The organism is Morganella sp. EGD-HP17 (assembly GCF_000512315.2).
In the GTDB taxonomy this organism is placed as follows: domain Bacteria; phylum Pseudomonadota; class Gammaproteobacteria; order Enterobacterales; family Enterobacteriaceae; genus Morganella; species Morganella morganii.
In genome coordinates this window covers 135,593-162,466 of record NZ_AZRH01000002.1, presented here as the reverse complement: position 1 = coordinate 162,466, position 26,874 = coordinate 135,593, and the positions used below count along the sequence as shown (strand labels likewise).

19 protein-coding genes are annotated in these 26,874 nt (G+C 52.4%); 8 read left to right on the top strand and 11 right to left on the bottom strand.

Annotation, left to right across the window (positions count from 1 at the left end; genetic code table 11):
• Position 1 precedes the first annotated feature (1 nt).
• Positions 2–1,948 (top strand): macrolide ABC transporter ATP-binding protein/permease MacB, encoded by a 1,947-nt coding sequence (gene macB / locus X965_RS03145; protein ID WP_036417011.1) that lies wholly within the window; start codon positions 2–4, stop codon positions 1,946–1,948.
• 86 nt (positions 1,949–2,034) lie between these two features.
• Here the strand turns inward: macB and cspD are convergent, their stop codons facing one another.
• Positions 2,035–2,265, bottom strand: a complete 231-nt coding sequence (gene cspD, locus X965_RS03140; RefSeq protein WP_004235798.1) for a cold shock domain-containing protein CspD — start codon at positions 2,263–2,265, stop codon at positions 2,035–2,037.
• A 258-nt stretch (positions 2,266–2,523) separates the two neighbouring features.
• On the opposite strand from cspD, the gene clpS reads away from it, so the two are divergent.
• Together clpS and clpA are read left to right on the top strand one after the other, a co-directional pair.
• Positions 2,524–2,844, top strand: coding sequence for an ATP-dependent Clp protease adapter ClpS (gene clpS, locus X965_RS03135; RefSeq protein ID WP_015422570.1), 321 nt, complete (start codon positions 2,524–2,526; stop codon positions 2,842–2,844).
• A 33-nt stretch (positions 2,845–2,877) separates the two neighbouring features.
• Positions 2,878–5,163, top strand: a complete 2,286-nt coding sequence (gene clpA, locus X965_RS03130; protein WP_036415782.1) for an ATP-dependent Clp protease ATP-binding subunit ClpA — start codon at positions 2,878–2,880, stop codon at positions 5,161–5,163.
• A 76-nt stretch (positions 5,164–5,239) separates the two neighbouring features.
• On the opposite strand, the gene infA is transcribed toward clpA, so the two are convergent.
• The 5 genes from infA to trxB form a co-directional block, all read right to left on the bottom strand.
• A complete protein-coding gene (infA, locus tag X965_RS03125; protein ID WP_002211347.1) occupies positions 5,240–5,458 on the bottom strand; it encodes a translation initiation factor IF-1 in 219 nt (72 codons plus the stop codon).
• A 150-nt stretch (positions 5,459–5,608) separates the two neighbouring features.
• Positions 5,609–6,328 carry a leucyl/phenylalanyl-tRNA--protein transferase gene (gene aat, locus X965_RS03120; protein ID WP_004235802.1) on the bottom strand — a complete coding sequence of 240 codons (720 nt, stop codon included), beginning with the start codon at positions 6,326–6,328 and terminating at the stop codon, positions 5,609–5,611.
• Positions 6,306–8,072, bottom strand: coding sequence for a cysteine/glutathione ABC transporter ATP-binding protein/permease CydC (gene cydC, locus X965_RS03115; RefSeq protein WP_004235803.1), 1,767 nt, complete (start codon positions 8,070–8,072; stop codon positions 6,306–6,308). Before cydC ends, aat begins: the two co-directional genes overlap by 23 nt.
• Before the next feature lie 2 nt (positions 8,073–8,074).
• Positions 8,075–9,844, bottom strand: a complete 1,770-nt coding sequence (gene cydD / locus X965_RS03110) for a cysteine/glutathione ABC transporter permease/ATP-binding protein CydD (protein WP_036417008.1) — start codon at positions 9,842–9,844, stop codon at positions 8,075–8,077.
• A 104-nt stretch (positions 9,845–9,948) separates the two neighbouring features.
• Complete coding sequence (gene trxB / locus X965_RS03105) at positions 9,949–10,908, bottom strand: thioredoxin-disulfide reductase (RefSeq protein ID WP_036417005.1); 960 nt, start codon at positions 10,906–10,908, stop codon at positions 9,949–9,951.
• Positions 10,909–11,468: 560 nt separating this feature from the next.
• On the opposite strand from trxB, the gene lrp reads away from it, so the two are divergent.
• The 5 genes from lrp (at position 11,469) to serS (ending at position 19,154) form a co-directional block, all read left to right on the top strand.
• Positions 11,469–11,963: a leucine-responsive transcriptional regulator Lrp gene (gene lrp / locus X965_RS03100; RefSeq protein ID WP_004235807.1), complete on the top strand. Its 495-nt coding sequence runs from the start codon at positions 11,469–11,471 to the stop codon at positions 11,961–11,963.
• Positions 11,964–12,101: 138 nt separating this feature from the next.
• Complete coding sequence (locus tag X965_RS03095) at positions 12,102–15,620, top strand: DNA translocase FtsK (protein WP_036417003.1); 3,519 nt, start codon at positions 12,102–12,104, stop codon at positions 15,618–15,620.
• Positions 15,621–15,682: 62 nt separating this feature from the next.
• The gene (gene lolA, locus X965_RS03090) at positions 15,683–16,294 is read left to right on the top strand and encodes an outer membrane lipoprotein chaperone LolA (protein WP_015422573.1); all 612 of its coding nucleotides are present in this window, start codon (positions 15,683–15,685) and stop codon (positions 16,292–16,294) included.
• 7 nt (positions 16,295–16,301) lie between these two features.
• Positions 16,302–17,645, top strand: a complete 1,344-nt coding sequence (locus X965_RS03085) for a replication-associated recombination protein A (protein WP_015422574.1) — start codon at positions 16,302–16,304, stop codon at positions 17,643–17,645.
• Positions 17,646–17,861: 216 nt separating this feature from the next.
• Positions 17,862–19,154 carry a serine--tRNA ligase gene (gene serS / locus X965_RS03080; RefSeq protein ID WP_004235811.1) on the top strand — a complete coding sequence of 431 codons (1,293 nt, stop codon included), beginning with the start codon at positions 17,862–17,864 and terminating at the stop codon, positions 19,152–19,154.
• A gap of 76 nt (positions 19,155–19,230) precedes the next feature.
• On the opposite strand, the gene X965_RS03075 is transcribed toward serS, so the two are convergent.
• From X965_RS03075 to ycaO, 5 genes are all read right to left on the bottom strand, one after another.
• Positions 19,231–20,397: a CyaA/EF/ExoY family adenylyl cyclase toxin gene (locus tag X965_RS03075; RefSeq protein ID WP_051997305.1), complete on the bottom strand. Its 1,167-nt coding sequence runs from the start codon at positions 20,395–20,397 to the stop codon at positions 19,231–19,233.
• A gap of 302 nt (positions 20,398–20,699) precedes the next feature.
• Complete coding sequence (pflA, locus tag X965_RS03070) at positions 20,700–21,440, bottom strand: pyruvate formate lyase 1-activating protein (protein ID WP_004235814.1); 741 nt, start codon at positions 21,438–21,440, stop codon at positions 20,700–20,702.
• Between the two features lie 104 nt (positions 21,441–21,544).
• A complete protein-coding gene (gene pflB / locus X965_RS03065) occupies positions 21,545–23,827 on the bottom strand; it encodes a formate C-acetyltransferase (RefSeq protein ID WP_004235815.1) in 2,283 nt (760 codons plus the stop codon).
• A 54-nt stretch (positions 23,828–23,881) separates the two neighbouring features.
• Entirely contained in the window at positions 23,882–24,742 is an 861-nt protein-coding gene (gene focA, locus X965_RS03060) for a formate transporter FocA (protein WP_004235816.1), read from the bottom strand.
• Between the two features lie 305 nt (positions 24,743–25,047).
• Complete coding sequence (ycaO, locus tag X965_RS03055; RefSeq protein ID WP_036415785.1) at positions 25,048–26,829, bottom strand: 30S ribosomal protein S12 methylthiotransferase accessory factor YcaO; 1,782 nt, start codon at positions 26,827–26,829, stop codon at positions 25,048–25,050.
• Positions 26,830–26,874 lie beyond the last annotated feature (45 nt).

The window sequence follows — 26,874 nt, the reverse complement described above, 5'->3', positions numbered from 1 at the left end:
CATGAGCGCATTATTAGAACTGCGGAATATTTACCGCCGTTATCCTTCCGGAGACAGCAGTGTCACGGTGCTGGATGATGTCTCGCTGACTATCAGTGCCGGTGAAATGGTGGCGATTATCGGCCAGTCCGGCTCCGGTAAATCCACGCTGATGAATATCCTCGGCTGCCTGGACACGCCGAGTGACGGGCACTATTTTGTTGCCGGGAAAAACACGGCAGAACTGAGCGGTGATGAACTGGCGGCGCTGCGCCGTGAACATTTCGGCTTTATTTTCCAGCGTTACCATCTGTTATCCCACCTCAGTGCTGAGCAGAATGTGGAAATGCCGGCTATCTATGCCGGACTGAGTGCCCGTGAGCGCCGTGAACGGGCCACAGCGCTGTTGCAGCGCCTGGGGCTGGGGGAGCGGCTGATTTACCGGCCGGGACAGCTCTTCGGCGGGCAGCAGCAGCGTGTCAGTATCGCCCGTGCCCTGATGAACGGCGGGGAAGTGATCCTCGCGGATGAGCCGACCGGTGCACTCGACAGTCAGTCGGGCAAAGAGGTGATGGCTATTCTGCGCCAGCTCTGTGACGCCGGACATACGGTGATTATCGTCACCCATGATCCGTCCATTGCCGCACAGGCGGCGCGGATCATTGAAATCAAAGACGGACATATCCTCAGCGACAGCGGATCAGTCATTAACCCGCAGGCGAAAGCGCTGGCTGCGAAACCAGCGCTGAAAAGCAGCGCGTTCAGCCGTTTCCTCGGCCGCTTTAATGAAGCGCTGCTGATGGCGTGGCGCGCCATGGTGGTCAACAAGATGCGGACTCTGCTCACCATGCTGGGCATTATTATCGGGATTGCCTCCGTGGTGACCATTCTGGTGATCGGGGATGCTGCCAAAGCACTGGTGTTGTCGGATATCAAATCCATCGGTACCAACACCATTTTTGTCTATCCCGGCAAAGATTTCGGCAGTGACCCGGGGCAGGATCAGCAATCCCTGAAACCCGGCGATGTGGATGTGATCCGCCAGCAGCCGTATGTTTATGCGGCGTCAGCGGAAATTGAGAACAGTGCGCGTCTGCGCCGGGGCAATCTTGATTCCGCAGCGCGTGTTACCGGGATCGGGCCGGACTTTTTCACTGTGTATGACATGCGTTTCGGCGAAGGGCGGGCGTTCTCTCCGGAGATGTATGAGCGCCGCTCTCAGGTTGTTATCATCGATATGAATACCAAGCGCAAACTCTTTCCGCATCAGAATAATGTGATCGGGGAAATGCTGCTGGTGGGCAACATGCCTGCAACGGTGGTCGGTGTGATTGCGGATCGCAAATCCATGTTCGGTAACTCAAAAACCTTACAGGTCTGGATGCCGTACACCACCCTGACCGGGCGGCTGATGCAGCGCAACTATCTGGATATGATCTCCGTGCGCATCCGCGACGGTTACAACACCAAAAATGCGGAAGAGCAACTGGTGCGGCTGATGACGCTGCGCCACGGCAAAAAAGATACCTTCACCTACAACCTCGACAGCATTGTGAAAACCGTGGATAAAACCACGACCACCATGCAGCTCTTCCTGACGCTGGTGGCGGTAATTTCACTGGTGGTGGGGGGAATTGGTGTGATGAACATCATGCTGGTCAGTGTGACGGAACGCACCCGCGAAATCGGCATCCGTATGGCAGTCGGAGCGCGGGCAGGGGATGTGATGCAGCAGTTTCTGATTGAGGCGGTGCTGGTGTGTCTGATGGGCGGGGCTATCGGCCTCGGGCTTTCTTATTCCATTGCCTTTGCCGCCAAAATGGCACTGCCGGACTGGGAGTTTGTTTTCCGCCCTGCGGCGATTGTCAGCGCGGTGCTCTGTTCGACCGCTATCGGGATCATCTTCGGCTTTCTGCCGGCCAGAAATGCAGCTAAACTTGATCCTATTGATGCACTGGCGCGGGAGTAACCGCGCACAGTCTGAAAATACGAATACGTCGCGGAATGACGATTGACATTGCCGCGACGATCCGCATAATTTTGTTAAATACCGTGTTACGGCGCTGTGGTGTCGTCATCTTCAGTAACCGGAATAATCACACTGACGTGATGCCCTTTTGGTCCCTGAATGGTGTCATAATTCACTTTCTGACCCGCCTTCAGCGTGCGGTAGCCGTCCATCTGAATCGTCGAATAGTGTACAAAAATATCGTCACCACCATCCGACGGGCAGATAAACCCGAAACCCTTGGCGTTGTTGAACCACTTAACAGTACCTGTTTCCATACTGTTACAACCCTCATCTGTCAAACGATTGAAAAATGCTGCACAATGCACCATATGATCCATAATACTCAGTAATGAAGTATCAGCTGTACGCGGATATACTGGTTACGTTGTACATTATTTATACTCTATTGAATTAGAGGGTAACGTCAAGCCTTTGTTTACAGCAACACTGTATTGGCCTGTAAAGTTTGATACAGATAACGCTAAGTATTGATACGCCTGATGTGGCGTACGTTTTCTATAACCGGAATAGCAATGAGTCACTATCAATCTGAATCACAAACGGATGTCACGCTCAGGGAAAAAGCGCTGCAGAAGATACAGCCACCGTCAATGTACAAGGTGGTTTTAAACAACGACGACTATACCCCTATGGACTTTGTGGTTGAAGTTTTACAAAAGTTCTTTTCTTATAATGTTGATCGTGCGACGCAGATTATGCTCGACATCCATTATCAGGGAAAAGGGATCTGCGGGGTATTTACCGCTGAAATCGCTGAAATGAAAACAACACTGGTCAATACGTACGCGAAAGACAACGATCATCCGTTGCTGTGTACACTCGAGAAGGTATAAGAATACACTTTGTTTCTCTGAATGGAGGTGCCTATGCTCAATCAAGAATTAGAGCTCAGTCTGAATATCGCCTTTGCCAAAGCAAGGGACAACCGGCATGAATTTATGACCGTAGAGCACCTGCTGCTGGCGTTATTAGGTAACAAATCAGCCCGTGAGGCGCTTGAAGCCTGCCGCGTTAACCTGGCCATCTTGCGCCAGGAACTTGAGCATTTTATTGAACAGACCACACCGCTGCTGCCGGAAGGGGATGATCGTGAAACCCAGCCGACACTCAGTTTCCAGCGCGTGTTGCAGCGCGCCGTTTTCCATGTTCAGTCATCGGGCCGTAATGAAGTCAACGGCGCGAATGTGCTGGTGGCCATTTTCAGTGAGCAGGAGTCCCAGGGGGCTTATCTGCTGCGCAAGCATGATGTCAGCCGTCTGGATATTGTGAATTTCATCTCTCACGGTACCACCAAAGGTGAGGATGAAAATGAGAGCGGCCCGTCCTTTGATGAGCCGTCACAGTCTGCTGCCGAAGAAAACACCGGCGGCGAGGACAGCCTGGATAACTTCACCACCAATCTTAATGACCTGGCCCGTAAAGGCCAGATTGACCCGCTGATCGGCCGTCAGGCGGAGCTGGAGCGCACCATTCAGGTGCTGTGCCGCCGCCGTAAAAATAACCCGCTGTTTGTCGGGGAATCCGGGGTCGGTAAAACCGCGATTGCGGAAGGGCTCGCCTGGCGTATCGAGCAGGATGATGTACCGGAAGTGATCAAAGGCTATACCATTTTTTCTCTGGATATCGGCTCACTCCTGGCCGGTACCAAGTACCGCGGTGATTTCGAGAAGCGCTTTAAGGCGCTGCTGAAAGTGCTGGAGAAAAACGAAAAAAGCATTCTGTTTATTGATGAGATCCACACCATCATTGGTGCCGGTGCGGCATCCGGTGGTCAGGTGGATGCGGCAAACCTGATTAAACCGTTATTATCCAACGGGAAGATCCGGGTGATTGGTTCCACAACCTATCAGGAATTCAGCAATATCTTTGACAAAGATAAAGCGCTGACCCGCCGTTTCCAGAAAATTGATATCAATGAACCGACTGCCGATGAAACCGTGCGTATCATTAACGGCCTGAAAGCCCGATATGAGGCACACCACGATGTGCGTTACACCGCGAAAGCTATTCAGGCGGCCGTGGATCTGTCGGTGAAATACATCACTGACCGCCATCTGCCGGATAAAGCGATTGATGTCATTGATGAAGCCGGGGCAAGAACCCGTCTGATGCCGCTGAGCCGCCGTAAGAAAACCATTGGCGTCGGTGAAATTGAGGCAATTGTGGCACGGATCGCGCGTATCCCGGAAAAAACCGTTTCCAGCAGTGACAAAGATCTGCTGCGTAACCTCGACAGCCGCCTGAAAATGCTGGTCTTCGGCCAGGATCCGGCGATTGATGCTCTGACGGAATCCATCAAAATGAGCCGTGCGGGTCTGGGGAACGAGCAGAAACCGATTGGTGCCTTCCTGCTGGCAGGGCCGACCGGGGTCGGGAAAACCGAAGTCACTGTGCAGTTATCCAAAGCAATGGGTATCAAGCTGCTGCGCTTTGATATGTCCGAGTACATGGAGCGTCACACCGTCAGTCGTCTGATTGGTGCACCTCCGGGCTATGTCGGGTTTGATCAGGGCGGATTGCTGACGGATGCGGTTATCAAACACCCGCATGCGGTGGTGCTGCTTGATGAGATCGAAAAAGCGCACCCGGATGTCTTTAACCTGTTATTACAGGTGATGGATAACGGGACACTGACCGATAACAACGGGCGCAAAGCGGATTTCCGTAACGTGATCCTGGTGATGACCACCAACGCCGGTGTGCGTGAAACCCAGCGTAAATCCATCGGGTTTACCGAGCAGGACAACAGCACTGACGCGATGGCGGAAATCAAACGGGTGTTCACACCGGAGTTCCGTAACCGTCTGGACGGCATTGTCTGGTTTAATGCGCTGTCGCAGCCGATTATCGCTCAGGTGGTCGACAAGTTCATTGTTGAACTCCAGGCGCAGCTGGATGCGAAAGGTGTTTCCATTGAAGTGTCTGCCCGTGCCCGTACATGGCTGGCAGAAAAAGGGTATGACCCGGCGATGGGCGCACGTCCGATGGCCCGTGTGATTCAGGATAAACTGAAAAAACCGCTGGCGAACGAATTACTGTTCGGTGAGCTGGTGAACGGCGGTTCGGTGATTATCGATCTTGATAAGAAGAAAGATGAACTGACTTACCGCTTCAGTGCCCTGAAAGAGAAATCCGGCGACCCGGTAGCCTGACAGAAACGATCACCACAGGGCACGCACTCCGGTGCGTTGCCTGTGGTGTCTTTTTATGAGGCGTGGCCTGCAGGGATCAGCGGCTACGGAAGACGATACGGCCTTTGCTCAGGTCATATGGGGTCAGTTCTACTGTAACCTTGTCGCCTGTCAGGATGCGGATATAGTTTTTACGCATTTTACCGGAGATATGTGCAGTCACAACGTGTCCGTTTTCCAGTTCCACACGGAACATCGTGTTCGGCAGTGTATCTAACACAGTGCCTTGCATTTCAATATTGTCTTCTTTGGCCATCTAATCCTCTAATGTTAATAACCAGTATTTTCAAACCGCAAGATAATGCCGAAAAACCGGGATTATGTAAAGGAATGATATTTTTTAAGCACCGCGTCTGAAACATAAAACGGGCTGAAACATACCATTTCCTGTTGGTTTACAGCGATTTTATAAAAAAGGCGGTAGTTGTGACGGCACCGGACGTGCTAATGTCTGCGGCTGCCAGCATGACTGCGGTAAATGATTATCACGCAGCTGATAAAGCTGACGGATAAACGCCTGTCGCGGGATCTCCCGCGCACCGAATGATTCGGTGTAATGATTCAGTATCTGACAATCAAACATCCTGCCGCCGTGGCCGGTAAAATGGGCAAAAAAGGTCATAAAAGCGATTTTTGACCCGTTACTGACACGGTTGAACATTGACTCCCCGCAGAACAGTAACCCGGTATTCAGGCCATACAGCCCGCCGACCAGCGCGTCATCATCCCACACTTCGACCGAATGAGCACGTCCTGCCTGATGCAGCCGGATATAGGCGGCCACAATATCCTCTCCTATCCAGGTACCCTCGTCCCGCTCTGTACAGGCCCGGATGACCTGCTCAAAGGCATGATTCAGTGTCACCCTGTACGGGTGTTTTTTCAGAATCTTGTGCAGCGAACGGCTGACATGCAGCTCCGCCGGATACAATACCGCACGCGGATCCGGCGACCACCACAGAATGGGTTCACCGGGGGAATACCACGGGAAAATCCCTTCCCGGTAGGCGAGCAGCAACCGGGAAGGAGAGAGATCCCCGCCGGTGGCCAGCAGCCCGTCCGGGTCGGTCAGCGCGTGTTCAACAGGCGGAAAGAGAAGTTCCTCATCCAGCTGATAAAACGGCATCTGATCCCCCGGTCATTACCGGAATACGGTTCACAAACTGATAATAACGGCCTCTGCGCGCCAGCAGCGCGTCGTGAGAGCCTTGTTCGGCTATCTGCCCGCCGTCCATCACGCACAGCGTGTCCATGTGTTCCAGGCCCTGTAAACGGTGGGTGATGATAAGCATGGTCCGGTCACGGCCGATATCCCGCAGCAGGGCGAGAATATGCTGCTCAGTATCTGCATCCAGGCCTTCTGTCGGCTCATCGAGCAGCAGGAACGGCGCATTATGCAGCAGGGCGCGGGCGATACCGAGACGGCGCTGTTCGCCGCCGGAAAGCAGACGGCCGCCTTCGCCGATCCAGGCATTCAGGCCCTGGTCGTTATCCAGCAGATTTTCCAGCCCGACCTGTGCCAGCACCGCATTCAGCTGTGCATCGGTTGCTTCGTTATTTCCGATCCGCAGATTACCGCGCAGTGTGTTATTGAACACATGAATACGTTGCGGAACCACTGCCATCAGTGACCGGAGGGTATTTTCATCATAAGCGGCAATCGGCTGGTCATTCAGGCGGATTTCACCTTCACTGACATCCCATGCACGGGTCAGCAGCTGCAGTAAGGTGGATTTCCCGCAGCCGGTTTTCCCCAGCAGGGCAAGGTGTTCACCGGCACGCAGTGTCAGGGAGATATCTTTCAGCACCGGCAGCGGCTGTCCCGGATAGGTAAACCCGACACCACTGAGGCTGACGCTGACCTGTGCGGAGGCTGCAGGACCACTGGCCGGGAAAGTCACTTCCGGTTTGGTGTCGACTATCTGCGATACACGCTCTGCGGAGGTCATCACCTGGCCGAGATGCTGGAAAGCCACTGCCACCGGGCCTAATGCCTCAAATGCTGCCAGGGCACAGAACACAAACAGAGCGATAATGGCGCCGCTTTCGCGGTACGGCCAACTGACTCCGGATGCCATCCACAGCATCAGCGCAACAGCAAACCCGGTCGCCAGAATGATAATCGCCTGGGAAAGCCCGGTCAGCCCGGCCTGGTGCTGCTGCTGTACCAGCCAGCGTTGTTCAGTCTCCGCCAGTTGCTCGCGGAAGCGGGACTGCGCACCGAAAATAGTCAGTTCTGCCTGTCCCTGTAATGCGCTGGTCAGCAGGGTGCGGTACTGTGCACGGAGTGTGGTCAGCTGCACGCCGATTGGCTTACCGGCGTAATAGAACACCACCGGCAGGGCAAACAGCAGGAAGGTCATAAACCCGCCCAGTGCATAAGCGATAGTCAGATCGAGAAAACCCAGCCCGAATGTCAGCACTGCAATCACCACCAGCGCGGCAACAATCGGCGAAATCACCCGCAGATAGAGGTGATCCAGCGTTTCCACATCCCCGACCAGCCGGTTGAGCAGTTCTCCCTGACGGAAGCGGGCAATACCGCCCGGTGTCAGCGGCAGGATTTTCTCAAAGGCAAATACCCGCAGATGCTTCAGCACACGGAAGGTCGCGCTGTGGCTGACCAGCCGTTCCGCATAGCGTCCGGCGGTGCGGGAGATAGCGGCACCGCGCACCCCGGCGGCAGGCAGCATATAGTTAAAAAAGGCAATTCCCGGCACACCGGCAATCGCCGTTCCGGCCAGGAACCAGCCGGACAGCGTCAGCAGCCCGATACTGGCGAGCAGCGTGGCAATCGCCAGCAGGATCCCGAGTGTCAGTAAAAACCAGTGGCGGCGGTAGAGGGCTAAAAACGGCAGTAAAACACGCATGATTACAGATCCCCCGTCCGGTGTGACAGCAGCTGTGCAAATGCACCCTGTTGCTGTTGCAGAGCAGCATAGCTGCCCTGTTCAATAATCAGACCTTTATCCATCACCCAGACTTCATCATAGTCACGGGTTTCTTCCAGCAGGTGTGTCACCAGCAGGGTGGTTTGCTGATGTGCCGCCTCATTCAGGGCATGCATCACGCGCTCCTCACTGTGGGCATCCAGGCTGGCGGAAGGCTCATCCAGCAGCAGCAGATGGCACGGATTGAGCAGGGCACGTGCCACTGCAATCCGCTGTGCCTGGCCGACAGAGAGCCGCGCGGCATTATCCCCGACCACGGTATTGACCCCGTCAGGCAGCGAATCAATAAAATCGGTCACATAGGCTTTTTCCATCACCGCCGTGATTTCCTCAGCAGAGGCATCCGGGCGGCTCAGGCGGATATTGTCCAGAATGGTCTGTTCCGGCAGGTGCGGGTTTTGTCCTACCCAGCTCAGCTGTGTCCGCCAGCTTTCCGGGCGGATATCACGCAGCTCCTGCTGATTGATCCGGATACTGCCTTCATACGGCAGAAAACCCAGCAGCAGATTGAGCAGCGAGCTTTTCCCTGCACCGCTCTGGCCGACAAGCGCGATACGCTGCCCGGCATTCAGGGTGAAATTCAGCGGCCCGGCCAGTTTTTCCCCTGACGGGGCAAAAATCACCAGATCGGTTGCGGTGACGGCAATCTGTTCTGCCGGTGTCAGCGGTTCTGTGCCCGGTAATTCGTCATCATTGTTTTCGGCGGATAACAGGGTAAACAGGGATTCCGCCGCGCCCACCGCCTGTGCTTTGGCGTGGTAATAGGTACCGAGGTCACGCAGCGGCTGGAAAAACTCCGGCGCGAGGATCAGGGCAATAAACCCGGCAAACAGTGTGACACCCATGCCGTAACTGCCGAAATTCAGTTCACCGAGATAGGAAAAACCAAAATAAACCGCGACGACGGCAATCGAGATCGCCGCGAAAAACTCCAGCACAGCGGAGGAGAGGAATGCCATGCGCAGCACTTCCATGGTGCGCGAGCGGAAATCCTCGGTGGCGTCATCAATCTGTTTCACTTCCTCACGACCACGGTGGAAGAAGCGGATGGTTTCCAGCCCGCGCAGGCGGTCGAGGAAATCGCCGCTCAGGCGGCTCAGGGCCAGAAAGTTACGGCGGTTGGCATCGGCGGCACCCAGGCCCACCAGCGCCATAAAAACGGGGATCAGCGGCGCTGTCACCAGCAGAATCAGTGCTGCCGCCCAGTTGATCGGGAACAGCGTGATCAGAATCATCACCGGAATGGTGGCGGACAGGGTCATCTGCGGCAGATAGCGGGAATAGTAATCCTGCATATCATCAATCTGCTCAAGAATAATCGTCGCCCAGCTGCCTGCCGGTTTGCCTTTTACCCGTACCGGACCTAGCTGTTCCAGTTTATCCAGTACTGTCCGGCGGATATCACGTCTCACCACCTGTCCGCAGATAAACCCGACCCGTTCGCGGATCGCGGCAACAACGGCGCGGGAAATAAACAGTATGACCAGTACAGTGAACGGAGTGAGGAGCTGTTCGCGGGGCACGTGCTCCATAATGAGGGACTGAAGGAGGACAGCGAGGCACCAGGCCTGGCCGATAATCAGTAAACCGCTGAGCACACCCAGCAACATCGAGAGGCGTAACCATCGCCGGGCCGGTGCCGCCTGAAGTTTTAACCAGCGGACGAGTTCTGACTGTCTTGATTTATCCATTTTTTCTGTATGCAGGTGATAAGTAAAAATACGGCTGAAATCAGCAGGATAATGTCATGGTACACGAAAAGGCGCTACAGATATAGCGCCCTGAAAATGCTGGATTATTTGCTGTCTGCGAGGCTGTCGAGATAGCGCTCGGCATCCAGTGCGGCCATGCATCCGGTTCCCGCAGAGGTGATCGCCTGACGGTAGATATGATCCATCACATCACCGGCGGCAAACACACCCGGAACGGATGTCTGTGTTGCATTACCGTGCGTGCCGGACTGAACACGGATATAGCCGTTTTCCAGATCCAGATGTCCCTCAAAAATACCGGTATTCGGGCTGTGGCCGATGGCGATAAAGCAGCCCATCACCGGCAGCTCTTCGGTTGCGTCACTTTTGGTGTCACGCAGACGGACAGCGGTCACACCCATCTGGTCGCCGAGTACTTCATCCAGGGTGCGGTCAGTGTGCAGAATGATATTGCCGTTCTGAACCTTATCCATCAGACGGTTGATAAGGATTTTTTCAGCACGGAAGCTGTCACGGCGGTGGATCAGATGCACTTCTGACGCGATATTGGAGAGATACAGCGCCTCTTCCACGGCAGTGTTACCGCCGCCGACCACTGCGACTTTCTGGTTACGGTAGAAAAAGCCGTCGCAGGTGGCACAGGCGGACACACCACGGCCTTTGAAGGCCTCTTCTGACGGCAGGCCGATATAACGGGCGGATGCGCCGGTGGCGATAATCAGCGCGTCACAGGTATAGGTATTTTCCCCGGTCAGGGTAAACGGGCGTTTGCTGAAATCCACGTCAGTGATGTAGTCATTGATGATTTCAGTCTCAAATTTTTCGGCGTGAGCCTGCATACGCTCCATCAGGACCGGCCCGGTCAGACCTTCCGGGTCACCCGGCCAGTTTTCCACTTCGGTGGTAGTGGTTAACTGACCACCGACTTCCACCCCGGTAATCAGTACCGGATTTAAATTCGCCCGTGCCGCATAAACCGCAGCGGTATATCCGGCAGGGCCGGAACCCAGAATAATTAATTTACTGTGTCGGGTTGCGTTCATGAACACCTCATTAACAGAATGGCAAAAAAGCGTGTACAGGATTGTAGGAGAAACGAAGGGGTAAAAAAAGGAATAAAAACGGCAGAGCACAAAATTGAAATCAGCCGGAAATGAGTAGATTTTCAGGCTATTGTACGAGAAAGTGATTATTCAGAAGATTCCTAAGTTGTTTGAATATCACACCAAAAGCACGTCCTGTTTGTCAGCGAAACGTTTTTCTGTCATTTTCTTCAACAGGTTGTTCTGATTTTTGTTCATTTGCTTTGACAATCGGCTGCGCATTTGCGAAAACATCAGTGTAAGAGATTTTTATCCGTCGGGTTAATACATCCTGTTACACCGGTGATGTGTTTGTCCTGATGACGAAGCATGGTAATTTCAGCTTACGACTATAGCGATAATAATCTGAATGTTCCGGTAAACTGGCGCCGGTTGCGTATTCTAATAATCAGAAATGCAAAGAATTGGCCTGAAAACATGTTTTCCGATGCTGATTTTGTTCCGTCAGGTAAAGGAAGTGTTATGGGTGTAGGAAAATAGTAAATAAGAGAGATAACGAGATGATTGATAACAAAAAGCGTCCGGGTAAAGATCTTGACAGAATCGACAGGAATATTCTTAACGAATTGCAGAAAGATGGCCGTATCTCTAACGTCGAACTCTCCAAACGTGTGGGTCTGTCTCCGACTCCGTGTCTGGAACGTGTGCGCCGTTTAGAGCGTCAGGGCTTTATCACCGGGTATACCGCGCTGCTGAATCCGCACTATCTGGATGCCTCCCTGCTGGTATTCGTGGAAATTACCCTTAACCGCGGGGCACCGGATGTGTTTGAACAGTTCAACACCGCCGTGCAGAAGCTGGAAGAGATTCAGGAATGTCACCTGGTTTCCGGTGATTTTGACTACCTGTTGAAAACTCGTGTGCCGGACATGTCGGCTTACCGCAAACTGCTGGGTGAAACTCTTCTGCGTCTGCCGGGCGTGAACGACACCCGTACTTACGTGGTGATGGAAGAGGTCAAACAAAGTAACCGTCTGGTCATCAAGACCCGTTAATTTGTTTCCTGCGTCATGTGCAAAACGGGATAAATCAGTTACACTCCTGTTTATGCATACAGTTTCAACGCTGAGCTACCCTCAGCGTTGTTCCGTTTTACTGACAGGAAAAAACCGGACGTTGCGTCAGGAAATGACATGAGCCAGGAATATACAGAAGACAAACACATCAAATTCAGAAAAATCAGCAGCGGCCGCCGGTTGCTGGAAGCCGTCCTTATTGTGATCGGGTTGTGCGCCGTCTTTCTGCTGGTTGCTCTCTTATCGTTTAATCCGTCAGACCCGAGCTGGTCCCAGACCACCTGGCATGAGCCGGTGAAGAATCTGGCCGGCAGTATCGGGGCCTGGTTTGCAGATATTCTCTTTTCCGCCTTTGGCATACTGGCTTACACCGTACCCCCGCTGATGATCCTGGGGTGCTGGTCGGCCTTCCGCAGTAATGAAAATAAAGATTATGTGGACTTTTTCTCACTCTCGATGCGTATCATCGGGGGGCTGACTCTTATCCTTTCATCCTGTGCCCTGGCATCCCTGAATGTGGATGATATGCAGAACTTCGCGGCAGGCGGGGTGATCGGCAGTTTATTCAGCTCTGCGCTGATGCCGTGGTTTAATGCCCTCGGCGCGACACTCGCGCTGCTCAGTCTGTGGGCGATAGGTCTGATGCTGCTGACCGGCTGGTCGTGGATCACCATCGCCGAAAAAACCGGTGCAGCGGTCCTTTCCCCGATTACCTTCATCACCAATCACTCCCGTGACCGTTATGACGATCAGTATTACGACGATCGTGAATATGACGACGAGGACGAGTACTACGACGATGAGAAAACGGATGAGCAGACAGAGCACAACAACATACCGCAGACAGCAACTGCCGCAGCTCTGACTGCTGTTGCGCCTGACAGTGAGGCACAGACTCAGACTGCACAGTACCGTGAATACGATGATGCGGACGATGTGCTGTTTTCCGCACCAAATGCGGCGGAACTGGCGCATCAGGCACATTATGAGGATCCGGCGGATAACAGCGATCCGCTGCTGACCCCGGTACAGAATCTCTCCGCATATCCGGAAACCGCCGCTGAATCTGTGGTGCCTGTTGTGCATGCACAGGAACCGGCTGAACAGGAACACACCGCACCGGCTGCGGATGAACCTGAACACTACCGTTTTGATGTCCCGGATGCTTACCGGACAACCGTTGACCTGAATGCCCCGATCAATGTACCGGATATTCAGCCTGAACCGGCAGCACCGCAATGGGAAAACCCGTTTGCGGGAAGCGGCCGTACAGAACCGGTCTTTACGTTCGACCTGCCTGATGTGCCGGATACCGGTGATAACGGCAGCGCACATCTGAGCTCTGCGGCCGCAGCAACCGCAGCGGCGGCTTTTGGTGCCGTACAGGTCAAACAGGGGCTCGGCCCTGAACTGCCGCGTCCGAATCCGGTGCGCCTCCCGACCCGGCGCGAGCTTTACGGCATCCGCATTCCGTCTCAGCGTGACGCGGAACTTGAACGTCTGCGCCGTGAGCAGGATGAATTTGCACAACTGCATCAGCCGGAACATCAGGCCGCACAGACTGAGCCGGATGAAGACGACGTATTACAGGCGCGTCTGCGTGATGAGTTTATGACGCAGCAGCGTAACCGCTACGGTGATGATGAGACGGACATGTCTCCGGCAGCAGAGCCGGTGCAGGCAGTAACTGAACCGGAAATTACCACCGGTACATCCTCCGCCTTTATCCCGGCTGCATCTGCCTATCAGGCACCGGTCAGCCATCACTCCTTTGCATCCGCACCGCCGGTAGCGGATGTTCACCCGGCGGCAGAAGAAGACGATGAAGATGAGCAGGAAGCTCAGCGTCTTCAGGCGCAGTTTATGCAGATGCAGCAACAGCGCTACAGCGGGCAGGCTGACGCTATTTTATCTGATCTGGCCGAACTGAAAGCCTTCTCTCCGGTGGAGGATCTGGTGGATCCGGAACCGGCAGTGCCGCTGTTTATCCCGACACCGGTCACCGCCCCTGCGGCAGAACCGGCTCCGGTTTATGCCGCACCACAGCAGAATGCGGCACCGGTAACGTCACAGGAAGCACAGTTACAAAAACAGATGGAAGAGAGCCTGTTCCATCCGTTCCTGGTCCGCAATGACCAGCCGCTGCCGAAATCAACCACCCCGATGCCGTCTCTGGATCTGCTGGCTTCACCGCCGGGTACCATTGAGCCGGTGGATGAATTTGCGATGGAGCAGACAGCCCGTCTGATTGAGGCGCGGCTCAATGACTTCCGCATCAAAGCCCGTGTGGTCGGTTATGAACCGGGTCCGGTGATCACCCGCTTTGAGCTGGATCTGGCACCGGGCGTGAAAGCCTCGCGTATTTCCAACCTGTCCCGCGACCTGGCGCGTTCACTCTCGACTGTAGCGGTGCGTGTGGTGGAAGTTATCCCGGGCAAGCCGTATGTGGGGCTGGAACTGCCGAATGAAAAACGTCAGACCGTCTATCTGCGCGAAGTGCTGGACTGCGATGAATTCCGCGATACGCCATCACCGCTCTCTGTGGTGCTGGGGAAAGATATCTCCGGTCAGCCGGTGGTGGCGGATCTGGGTAAAATGCCGCACCTGCTGGTCGCCGGTACAACGGGCTCCGGTAAATCGGTCGGCGTAAACGCCATGATTATCAGCATCCTGTATAAAGCGAAACCGGAAGAAGTCCGCTTTATCATGATCGACCCGAAAATGCTGGAACTCTCTGTTTATGAAGGTATTCCGCACCTGCTGACCCAGGTGGTGACCGACATGAAAGACGCCGCCAATGCTCTCGGTTGGTGTGTGGCGGAAATGGAACGGCGCTATAAACTGATGTCTGCTCTCGGGGTGCGTAACCTCGCGGGCTATAACGAAAAAATCCTGATGGCGGAATCCATGGGACGGCCGATTCCGGATCCGTTCTGGAAACCGACAGACAGCATGGAAATGACGCATCCGGTTCTGAAAAAAGAGCCGTATATTGTGGTCATGGTGGACGAATTTGCTGACCTGATGATGACCGCCGGTAAAAAAGTGGAAGAACACATCGCCCGTCTGGCACAGAAAGCCCGTGCAGCGGGGATCCACCTCGTACTGGCGACACAGCGTCCGTCAGTGGATGTTATCACCGGTCTGATTAAAGCTAACATCCCGACCCGTATTGCCTTTACCGTATCCAGTAAGATTGACTCACGAACCATCCTCGACCAGGGCGGCGCGGAATCTCTGCTGGGTAACGGGGACATGCTCTATCTGCCGCAGGGTGCCAATGCGCCGCTGCGTGTTCACGGCGCGTTTGTCCGTGACCAGGAAGTGCATGATGTGGTGAATGACTGGAAAGCCCGTGGTCGTCCGGAATATATCGATAATATCACCCGTGGTGGCGATGACGGAGAAGGCGGCAGTTCTGTCAGCGGGGAAGATCTGGATCCGTTGTTCGATCAGGCGGTACAATTCGTCACAGAAAAACAGCGGGTCTCCATTTCCGGTGTTCAGCGTCAGTTCCGCATCGGTTATAACCGGGCGGCGCGGATCGTGGAAGAAATGGAAGAACAGGGCATTGTCAGTGAACCGGGCCATAACGGTAACCGCGAAGTACTGGCTCCGTCCTCAAATAACTTTTAATGACGCCGCTGCCTGCAAAGGCGGCGTCTGATTTATCCGAACGCATCATCAGGAATGCATACATGAAAAAGGTGTTTATCACAGCCTGCCTTCTGGCAGGTGTCGCAGTCAGTGCAGCACACGCAGATACCCGCAGTGACCTTCAGTCACGTCTGGGAAAAGTGAACAGTTTCCATGCGAATTTCGCACAGACCGTCACTGATGCTGACGGCGCACTGGTTCAGGAAGGAACAGGGGATTTATGGGTGAAACGCCCGAACCTGTTCAACTGGCAGATGAGCGCGCCGGATGAAAGTGTGCTGGTCTCTGACGGCAAAACACTGTGGTTCTATAACCCGTTTGTTGAGCAGGTTACTGCCACCTGGCTGAAAGATGCCACACAAAATACCCCGTTTATGCTGATCACGCGTAACGACCCGGCTGACTGGCAGCAGTACATGGTGAGCCAGCGAGGCGACAGCTTTGAGCTGAAACCGAAAACCAGCGACGGCAATCTGAAATTATTTACTATCACTGTAACTCCGGACGGTATTATTCAGCAGTTTGCCGCCGTTGAGCAGGATGGCCAGAAAAGCAGCTATCAGCTCAAAGGGCAGCAGAGTACTGATGTGAATATGAGCAAATTCACCTTTACACCGCCGAAGGGGGTTACGCTGGACGATCAGCGTCAATGAGGCGTCAGTGACTAACTTTTCTCTCGATTTTTCGCAAAACGATTACCAGCCTCTGGCCGCCAGAATGCGGCCGGGGACACTGGAACAGTATATCGGACAGACTCACCTGCTGGCAGAGGGCAAACCGCTGCCGCGGGCTATCCGCGCCGGACAGCTCCACTCCATGATTCTGTGGGGACCGCCGGGCACCGGGAAAACCACCCTGGCGGAAGTGATCGGCCACTATGCGGATGCGGATATCGAACGCCTGTCCGCTGTGACCTCCGGGGTAAAAGAGATCCGCGAAGCTATCGAGCGGGCGCGTCAGAACCGTAATCTGGGGCGCCGCACCATTCTGTTTGTGGATGAGGTACACCGCTTCAATAAAAGCCAGCAGGATGCATTTCTGCCGCATATTGAGGATGGTACAGTCACCTTTATCGGTGCCACCACCGAAAACCCGTCATTTGAACTCAACTCCGCACTGTTATCCCGCGCCCGTGTTTATCTGCTCAAATCCCTGTCACCGGAAGATATCGAAGCGGTTCTGATTCAGGCGCTGAATGATTCTGAGCGCGGACTGGGCGGACAAAATATCGTCCTGCCGGATGAGACCCGTAAACTGCTGGCCGAACTGGTCGCCGGTGATGCCCGCCGTTCGCTGAATGTGCTGGAAATGATGGCGGATATGGCCGAAACCGGTGCTGACGGCAAACGTGTTCTGACCACAGAACTGCTGAAGGAAGTCAGCGGGGAACGCAGCGCCCGCTTTGATAACAAAGGCGACCGCTACTACGACCTGATTTCCGCGCTGCACAAGTCAGTGCGCGGCTCGGCACCGGATGCCGCACTCTACTGGTATGCCCGGATTATCACCGCAGGCGGGGATCCGCTCTATGTGGCGCGTCGTCTGCTGGCGATTGCATCAGAAGATGTCGGTAATGCGGATCCGCGCGCCATGCAGGTCGCCATTTCAGCATGGGACTGCTTTACCCGTGTGGGACCGGCGGAAGGTGAGCGGGCGATTGCCCAGGCGATTGTTTATCTCGCCTGTGCACCGAAAAGTAACGCCGTTTACACCGCCTTCAAAGCGGCGATGCGTGACGCAAAAGAAGGGCGGGATTATGACGTGCCGGAGCATCTGCGCAACGCGCCGACCAAACTGATGAAAGAAATGGGGCTCGGCAAAGAGTACCGTTACGCCCATGACGAAACGAATGCGTATGCTGCCGGAGAAGTCTATTTTCCGCCTGAAATGCGTGATACCCGTTACTATTTTCCGGCAAACCGGGGCATGGAAGGAAAAATCGGCGAGAAACTCGCCTGGCTTGCTGAGCAGGATCAAAATAGCCCGATAAAACGCTACCGTTAATGCCGCTGTTGCGGTAAGGTGTGAAATGTAAGAATAGGTAAATGGCTTAAAACACTCAGAATGTTCATCCTGCATACAGTGCGGGTTTCCGGGCGGATTAAGACGTTTCACAGTTGCGTTAATAACAGCCGCACTGCCGGAAAGCAGGAAAACACTTTTCGCCGGTTGCATCTCCGTTACTGACACTCACGTTATAACAACAAGCACAGGAATAGCATGCTCGATCCAAATTTACTGCGTAATGAGCTGGACGCGGTTGCCGAAAAACTGGCTCGCAGGGGTTTTACCCTGGATGTGGACACGCTGCGCACTCTCGAAGAGCGCCGCAAGGTTTTACAAGTTGAAACTGAAACTCTGCAGGCTGAACGCAACTCCCGATCGAAGTCCATTGGTGAAGCGAAAGCCCGCGGTGAAGACATTGAAGCAGTGCGCCGTGAAGTGAACCTGTTAGGGGATAAACTGGATGCTGCCAAATCTGCGCTGGATGAAGTGCAGGCCGAGTTACGCACCATTGCTCTGAATATTCCTAACCTTCCGGCAGACGAAGTGCCGTTTGGTAAAGATGACAGCGATAACCCTGAAGTCAGCCGCTGGGGCACACCTAAGCAGTATGATTTCGAAGTGCGCGATCACGTTTCACTGGGCGAAATGACTGATGGCCTGGATTTCCCGGCTGCCGTCAAACTGACCGGTGCGCGTTTCGTCGTGATGAAAGGCCAGATTGCCCGCCTGCATCGCGCTATCGCACAGTTCATGCTGGATCTGCACACAGAACAGCACGGCTATCAGGAAATCTATGTACCGTATCTGGTTAACCACGATACGCTGTACGGTACCGGCCAGTTACCGAAATTTGCCGGTGACCTGTTCCATACCAAACCACTGGAAGAAGAAGCGGAAACCAGCAGCTATGCGCTGATCCCGACAGCCGAAGTGCCTGTCACCAACCTGGTCCGTGACGAAATTCTGGATGAAGCTGATCTGCCGCTGCGTATGACCGCTCATACACCGTGCTTCCGTTCCGAAGCGGGTTCGTATGGCCGTGATACCCGTGGTCTGATTCGTATGCACCAGTTTGACAAGGTTGAGCTGGTTCAGATTGTGCATCCGGAAAAATCCATGGAAGCTCTGGAAGAACTGACCGGCCACGCTGAGAAAGTATTACAGCTGCTGAACCTGCCATACCGTAAAGTGCTGCTGTGCACCGGCGATATGGGCTTCGGTTCCCGTAAAACCTATGACCTCGAAGTCTGGGTTCCGGCGCAGAACACCTACCGTGAAATCTCATCCTGCTCTAACTGCTGGGATTTCCAGGCGCGCCGTATGCAGGCTCGCTTCCGTGGTAAAGATGATAAAAAACCACAGCTGGTTCATACCCTGAACGGCTCCGGTCTGGCTGTCGGCCGTACCCTTGTGGCTATCATGGAAAACTATCAGCAGGCTGATGGTCGTATCGAAATTCCGGAAGTATTACGTCCGTATATGAAAGGTCTGACACATATCGGCTGATTGCCGGTCAGTTGTCACTGATCTGATAAAAATCCCGCCGGTGAAAATCTGCGGGATTTTTTATATCCCTGAACCATTACAGGGTATTAAACAGTTTTCTGGTAGCTTCAAAGCTTTCCCGGCGCAGTGACGGGATCTCATCACTCCACAGCGGGTTATGGGGTACCATAAAGCCATGACATTCCAGTGTATGGATCACTGTCCGCAAACCCTCAATATCGTTTGCCAGCAGCATTTGCGGTAATCCGTCCAGCGGCTCCGGCAGGAAAAAGGTGGCAGGGAAATTGGCCCCCATCTCAGAAAAAGGGTTAGTGGCATCCATACTGTGATGCACGACTTCTCTGCCTTCCCCGCGAAACAGAACTGCATTAATCTGTAGGATCAGCGCGGTGATTCTCGGGGTGTTATTACCAAAATGAGGATCTTCCCTCTCCAGTAATTCACGGCGGATAATCTCTTTTGTCGACCCGCGGCGCAGCAGATAAGGCCGTTTCTCCGCAAATGCGTCTGCGCTGACATCCGGGTTATGCGGAATATCCTGACTGCCGAAATCTTCCGTACGGGGAGCCACAATCATCAGGTCATAGTCAGCGGTCAGTGGTTTATTCAGCTGCGGGGAACAGAGAACACGTACCGGTGTATCATCTTTCTGCACATAGATAGCATATAAATCATTTTCAGCCGGTTTCGCGGTGAATAAATGCAGATGACCATGAGGCGACTTGCTTTCGAGTGTGATAAATCCGTTTTTATCCGGCTGATGGCGGGTAAGTAATCCCATATCAACCAGTTCGTTTATACGCGAACCGGTTATTTGCAGATTATCTGCGATAGCATGTCCATCCCGCAGGCATTCTGCGACTTTCCTGTTCATCAGTTCAGTCTTATGTTTCTGTCCGCACAGTTTACTGTAAAACTGATCAACCGGAATAAAGCCGGCCATCGGCCCCCAGTTGGCACTTTTCCCTTTGATATTAAAATTTTTGGTCGGGTAACCGGCACTGATAAGGCCGGTTGCGGTCGCCTCAACCGGACGGAAGCTGATCACCAGTTGCTGCTTTTCAGCTAATGCCTGAAGCGGGGCAAGATGCTCTGCAGCGATACCTGTCTGTGAAATGACGGTTTGCCGGTCTGTTATCAGCCCCGGGAATGCGGCTGTGGTATCGGAAGAAAGCGGGGGCGATGATATTTCCGGGGGACTGACAGAATCGGGTAAAGAAGGTGAGCCGGAGATCTTGTACATGTGTTGATTATCCATTGTTGCCAAAAGGTCAGGATAAAAAACTGGCAGGAAAAAAGTGTCAGAAAACAACCGGAAACAGTATAAATAAGATTACAGGCTGACTATATTTTCTGTTTAGGTTGCAGATTTAGTTATTTCCGGCTCTGCTAGGAGATGTATTTTATTGGTTTTTAAATCTTAAATTTTATTCTTCTTCGGTTTCAGACGCCGCCCGGTAAGTAAAACAAAAGATAAACGAACAGGGGGGATACAAATAAAAACAGCACACCGGGGTGTGCTGTCAGAAATAGCAGTGAGATAACTTAATACATCACTTTATGACCATAGCTTTCCAGGATGGATTTCACTTTTTCCATGGTCTCTTTTGACGGCGGCTTAACACCATCAAGTTTGTATTCTTCATTCATTGCCGTCCATTTATGCTTTCCTAACTCGTGGTAAGGCAGCAGTTCAATCTTCTCGATATTCTTCATATCTTTGGTGAAATCACCGAGAAGGTGGGCGGAATGCTCATCATCAGACCAGCCCGGCACGACAACATAGCGTACCCAGGTTTTCTGATTCCGTTCAGCGAGATAACGGGCGAACTGTAATGTGCGGTGATTGGATACGCCGACTAAATTCTGGTGGATGCTGTCATCGAGTTGTTTTAAATCCAGCATAACCAAATCGGTTACTTCCATCAGCTCGTCAATGACCGGGTCATAACGGCGGACAAAACCATTGGTATCCAGGCAGGTGTGAATACCTTCTTTTTTACACTCACGGAACCAGTCACGCACGAACTCAGCCTGCAGTATCGCTTCACCACCGGATGCTGTCACACCGCCGCCGGATGCATTCATAAAGTGGCGGTATGTGACCGCTTCTTTCATTAACTCGTCCACAGTGACTTCCTGACCGTCATGCAGATCCCATGTATCGCGGTTATGACAATACAGGCAACGCATCAGACAGCCCTGGAAAAAGACGATAAAACGAATGCCCGGGCCATCAACGGTCCCGCAGGATTCAAATGAGTGAATACGACCTAATACTGACATGACAGGATTACTCCAAAACTGACCAGTTATAATAAAGGCCCCGAAACAGAGGGGCCTTTTAGTTTATGTCATTTTAATAAGACAGCAAATGGTTACCGCACAAATTACATGGATTTTGTGAATGTACGGGTAATAACGTCTTTCTGCTGTTCTTTAGTCAGTGAGTTGAAACGAACTGCGTAGCCTGAAACACGGATAGTCAGCTGAGGATATTTCTCAGGATTTTCCATTGCTTCTAACAGCATTTCACGGTTCATTACGTTCACGTTCAGGTGCTGACCACCTTCGATGCTTGATTCGTGGTGGAAGTAACCATCCATCAGGCCTGCCAGGTTAGTACGACGAACATCGTCATCTTTACCTAATGCGTTTGGTACGATAGAGAAGGTGTAAGAAATACCATCTTTCGCGTAAGCAAACGGCAGTTTAGCAACGGAAGTCAGAGAGGCAACAGCACCTTTCTGGTCACGGCCGTGCATAGGGTTAGCACCTGGTCCGAACGGAGCGCCTGCGCGACGGCCGTCCGGAGTGTTACCGGTTTTCTTACCATACACAACGTTAGAAGTGATGGTCAGAATTGACTGTGTAGGAACCGCGTTACGGTACATGTGGTGTTTCTGAATTTTCTTCATGAAACGTTCAACGATGTCACATGCGATGTCATCAACACGGGAGTCGTTGTTACCGAACTGCGGATATTCGCCTTCGATTTTGAAGTCAACAGCCAGGCCGCTTTCGTCAATAATCGGGCTTACTTTCGCATATTTAATAGCAGACAGGGAGTCAGCTGCAACAGACAGACCTGCGATACCACATGCCATAGTACGATATACGTCACGGTCATGCAGAGCCATCAGAGCTGCTTCGTAGCTGTACTTGTCGTGCATATAGTGGATGCAGTTCAGTGCAGTCACATAGTTAGTTGCCAGCCAGTCCATGAATTCATCCAGACGAGCCATAACAACATCATAATCCAGAACATCTGTGTGAATTGGTTCGTGTTTAGGACCAACCTGGATTTTCAGTTTTTCGTCAACACCGCCGTTGATTGCATACAGCAGGGTTTTAGCCATGTTTGCACGGGCACCGAAGAACTGCATTTGTTTACCGACAACCATCGGGCTCACGCAGCATGCGATTGCGTAGTCATCGTTATCAAAGTCAGGACGCATCAGGTCATCGTTCTCATACTGTACAGAAGAGGTATCGATAGACACTTTAGCTGCATAACGTTTGAAGTTCAGAGGCAGTTTTTCAGACCACAGGATGGTCATGTTTGGTTCCGGTGAAGGACCCATGGTGTACAGGGTGTTCAGGAAACGGAAGCTGTTTTTGGTTACCAGAGTACGGCCGTCGGTACCCATACCTGCCAGTGATTCTGTTGCCCAGATTGGGTCACCGGAGAACAGTTCATCATACTCAGGGGTACGCAGGAAGCGGACCATACGCAGTTTCATGATCAGGTGGTCAACGATTTCCTGAGCTTCAACTTCGGTGATTTTACCTTGTTCCAGGTCACGCTGAATGTAAACGTCCAGGAATGTGGAAACACGGCCGAAGGACATTGCAGCACCATTCTGAGACTTAACAGCAGCCAGGTAGCCGAAGTAAGTCCACTGTGCAGCTTCCTGAGCGTTAGCAGCAGGACGGGAGATATCCAGACCGTATTTGGCAGCCATTTCTTTCATCTGGCCTAATGCACGGTGCTGTTCTGCGATTTCTTCACGCAGCTGGATAGTTTCACGCAGATCTTCGCCGCTTTCTAATTTAGCCTGCAGAGAAGTGAACTGTGCGAATTTGTCTTTCATCAGGAAGTCGATACCGTACAGTGCAACACGACGGTAGTCACCGATGATACGACCACGGCCGTATGCGTCAGGCAGACCGGTCAGAACACCGGATTTACGGCAGCGGATGATGTCCGGAGTATAAACGTCGAACACACCCTGGTTGTGCGTTTTACGGTATTCGGTGAAGATTTTTTCGATTTCCGGGTTCATTTCGCGGCCGTAGGCTTTGCATGAACCTTCGATCATACGGATACCACCGAACGGCAGCATTGCACGTTTCAGAGGTTTTTCAGTCTGCAGACCAACGACTTTTTCTAAAGACTGGTCGATGTAACCGGCATCGTGAGAAGTGATAGTAGACGGCAGATCAGTGTCAAAATCGATAGGAGCGTGGGTACTGTTTTCGATTTTGATGCCTTCCATAACTTTCGCCCACAGAGCAGTTGTTGCCTCTGTAGCGCCCGCTAAGAAAGACTCATCGCCTTCATATGGGGTGTAGTTTTTCTGGATAAAGTCACGGACGTTAACTTCCTGTGACCAGTCACCCAGATTAAAGCCTTGCCATGCTGAAGCGAATTTTTCATTTAATTCTGACATGATACTTTACCTTTTAACAATGGAACTTAGAAATTCAGTCGTGATAAACAGAGATTAATGCTTCTGGTCACCGCGTAAATGAATCAGCCAATAAGTCAGACCTACTAAAACTGCACCACCAATAATGTTGCCGATGGTGACCGGAATCAGGTTGTTAATCACGAAATCAGAAACTGTCAGGGACGGAAACTGTTCAGGCGACGAACCAACCATAGTCCAGAATTCAGAAGGTGCAAAATTTTTAATCGCAATCCCCATCGGGATCATAAACATATTGGCGATACTGTGCTCAAATCCGCTGGCAACAAACATACCGATAGGTAAGACTAAAGCTAAAAGTTTATCGGTCAGACTACGGCCTGCGTAGCTCATCCATACCGCCAGACAAACCATTAAGTTTGCCAGAATCCCGAGACAGACGGCTTCAATAAAGGTGTGATGAAGCTTATGATCCGCTGTTTGCAGGATATTTAATCCCCACAGCCCGTCGGCTGCCATATACTGTCCGGCGTACCAGATGAGGGCGACAAAGAAGAGGGCGCCGACCAGGTTACCGAAATACACGCGGGTCCAGTTTGCAAACATCTGTCCCCAGGTGATACGCCCGGTGGCTTTTGCCACGCTGGTTAATACGGTGGAGGTGAATAAGTCAGCCCCGCAAACCACAACCAGCATCAGACCGAGCGAGAAACATAAACCACCGATAAGTTTAGCGATACCAAAAGGCACTATGCCTGCGGTACCGGTGGTGGCTGTAATATAAAAGACAAAACCTACTGAGATGAATATTCCTGCCATAAATGCAGATAAGTATGTGATGTGAGGGGCTTTCGTTGCTTTATAGACACCCACATCGTCTGCAACATGTGCCATATCGGCAGGAGATAATAAATTAAAAAGTGCGTCAGTTTTCATAATGCTAACTGTCTCTTGATTCCAAATAATTATAGCACGCAATGATAGTAACAAAGGGTGAAAAAATTAAACTTGATGTGGATCATAAAGGCGTTCAAGAGAATCGTCAAATACCCTGAAAAAAGTTGAAAAATCAATGTAAGTTTATGTATATAAAGGAAAAACAATTTTTTAAAAATTGTAATATATTTTTATTTTTTGTTTTTTATTTAATTAAAGTAAAAAATCAGGTTAACTTGTCGTTTTTGTGTTACTTAAAACGAACAAATTAACCTAATATTTACGTTTATTGCTATTTACGACGATTAAATCGCATTTTTATCGTTTAGCCAAAAATGCGCTTTTGCTTTTTGCAGCTTTTCATAAGCAGCCAGCAGTGCCTGATGCGCAGGAAATGCCGTTAAATTATTATCTGATGCACATAACCCGAAGAAACAGTTTTTGCCGTTCAGGGCATCCAGCGCCGCATTCAGGGTTTCCTGACCATACATACGGGCAAACGCCGGCAGGTATTGTTCTGTGTCCCGCTCCGGCTCCTGCGTTAACAGCAGCAGGGTATGCAGACAGCGGTAATAGTTTGCCCGTGCGGCACTGAGAACACTGGCGTTGAAGTCCTGTGTCCACTCCACCCAGGCCAGCGCCTGATCGGTATCACCACCGGCCAGTGCCAGCATGGATTTCAGCTCACCGATGCGCAGGGTGGACCAGCCGTTATCTTTACCGGCGGCAATGCCCAGCAATTCACGGACACGGGTGAAATCGTCATGGCCTTCTTCATCCAGCTGTGCCAGCAGAGAGAGATAATCTTCCTGACGGTAACGGCTTTCCGGCAGCGCGAGAATGGTTTCACGCAGATGAATACCCATGGCGTTATTGGCCATATGCAAATCTTCTACCGGATAGATATCTGACATGCCCGGCACCAGGATACGGCAGGCATACACACCGAGATGCTCATAATCGGCAATATACACTTCGTGGCCGGATGCCGCGAACTGTGCCATCAGTATGGTGAATTCTTCTTCGGTGGTGCCGCGGAACTGCCAGTCAGCGAAATCATAATCCGCATCCTGTTTAAACAGATCCCAGCTGATCAGGCCGCTTGAATCAATAAAGTGAGTTTCCAGGTTGGTCTGATCCGCCACTTCCTCGTCATCAAAGGTCGGTGCAGTGAAAACATCGAGGTCTTTCAGGCTGCGTCCCTGTAACAGCTCAGTGACAGTCCGCTCCAGTGCAACACCGAAATCAGGATGAGCGCCGAAAGAGGCAAAACAGGTACCGTTGGCCGGGTTAAACAGCACCACACAGATAACCGGATACTGACCGCCGAGAGAGGCATCAAAACAGAAGATCGGGAAACCTTCGCTTTCCAGGGTGCGGATTGACTCAGTGACCTGCGGATAACGCGCCAGCACCTCTTCCGGGATCGCCGGTAAGCTGATGCGCTCAGCAATAATGCGGTTTTTCACATAACGTTCAAAGACTTCCGATAATCCCTGCACGCGGGCTTCATTGCGGGTGTTCCCGGCGGACATGCCGTTGGACACATACAGGTTGGCGACGATATTCATCGGAATATATACCGTTTTGCCGTCAGACTGGCGGGTAAACGGCAGGGCGCAGATACCGCGCTCCTCATTGGAGGATTGCAGGTCAATCAGCTGGCTGCCCTGCAAATCATTTTCCGGATCATAATAATCGCGCAGATACTGATCGAGAATACCGTCCGGCAGTGAGTCATCCTCTGTCAGCGGGAACCATTTCTCATCCGGATAGTGAACAAACTCCCCGTTGGCAATGGTTTCGCCCAGCCAGAAATCAGCAAAAAAGTAGTTGGTGGACAGACGCTCAAAATACTCGCCCAGGGCGGAGGCCAGCGCGGCTTTTTTAGTGGCCCCTTTGCCGTTGGTAAAGCAGAGCGGGCAGTCAGTATCACGGATATGCACGGACCAGACGTTCGGCACCGGGTTGAGCCACGAGGCTTCTTCTATATTGAAACCCAGTTGCTGCAGTTTCTGCTGAAAACGGCTGATGGAATCTTCGAGAGCGGCATCTTTGCCGGGAATAAAAGTATGTGTTTGCGTCATGGGATCCACAATTGCTGTAACGGCCCGCTGCACGCGGACTCAGGA

Excerpts from the sequence above, each read along its gene's own strand:
- pflB (WP_004235815.1), bottom strand. The coding sequence starts at position 23,827 with ATGTCAGAATTAAATGAAAAATTCGCTTCAGCATGGCAAGGCTTTAAT.
- serS (WP_004235811.1), top strand. The coding sequence starts at position 17,862 with ATGCTCGATCCAAATTTACTGCGTAATGAGCTGGACGCGGTTGCCGAA.
- cspD (WP_004235798.1), bottom strand. The coding sequence starts at position 2,265 with ATGGAAACAGGTACTGTTAAGTGGTTCAACAACGCCAAGGGTTTCGGG.
- lolA (WP_015422573.1), top strand. The coding sequence starts at position 15,683 with ATGAAAAAGGTGTTTATCACAGCCTGCCTTCTGGCAGGTGTCGCAGTC.
- X965_RS03075 (WP_051997305.1), bottom strand. The coding sequence starts at position 20,397 with ATGTACAAGATCTCCGGCTCACCTTCTTTACCCGATTCTGTCAGTCCC.
- X965_RS03095 (WP_036417003.1), top strand. The coding sequence starts at position 12,102 with ATGAGCCAGGAATATACAGAAGACAAACACATCAAATTCAGAAAAATC.
- focA (WP_004235816.1), bottom strand. The coding sequence starts at position 24,742 with ATGAAAACTGACGCACTTTTTAATTTATTATCTCCTGCCGATATGGCA.
- cydD (WP_036417008.1), bottom strand. The coding sequence starts at position 9,844 with ATGGATAAATCAAGACAGTCAGAACTCGTCCGCTGGTTAAAACTTCAG.
- lrp (WP_004235807.1), top strand. The coding sequence starts at position 11,469 with ATGATTGATAACAAAAAGCGTCCGGGTAAAGATCTTGACAGAATCGAC.
- clpS (WP_015422570.1), top strand. The coding sequence starts at position 2,524 with ATGAGTCACTATCAATCTGAATCACAAACGGATGTCACGCTCAGGGAA.
- macB (WP_036417011.1), top strand. The coding sequence starts at position 2 with ATGAGCGCATTATTAGAACTGCGGAATATTTACCGCCGTTATCCTTCC.
- ycaO (WP_036415785.1), bottom strand. The coding sequence starts at position 26,829 with ATGACGCAAACACATACTTTTATTCCCGGCAAAGATGCCGCTCTCGAA.
- aat (WP_004235802.1), bottom strand. The coding sequence starts at position 6,328 with ATGCCGTTTTATCAGCTGGATGAGGAACTTCTCTTTCCGCCTGTTGAA.
- infA (WP_002211347.1), bottom strand. The coding sequence starts at position 5,458 with ATGGCCAAAGAAGACAATATTGAAATGCAAGGCACTGTGTTAGATACA.
- clpA (WP_036415782.1), top strand. The coding sequence starts at position 2,878 with ATGCTCAATCAAGAATTAGAGCTCAGTCTGAATATCGCCTTTGCCAAA.
- pflA (WP_004235814.1), bottom strand. The coding sequence starts at position 21,440 with ATGTCAGTATTAGGTCGTATTCACTCATTTGAATCCTGCGGGACCGTT.
- cydC (WP_004235803.1), bottom strand. The coding sequence starts at position 8,072 with ATGCGTGTTTTACTGCCGTTTTTAGCCCTCTACCGCCGCCACTGGTTT.
- trxB (WP_036417005.1), bottom strand. The coding sequence starts at position 10,908 with ATGAACGCAACCCGACACAGTAAATTAATTATTCTGGGTTCCGGCCCT.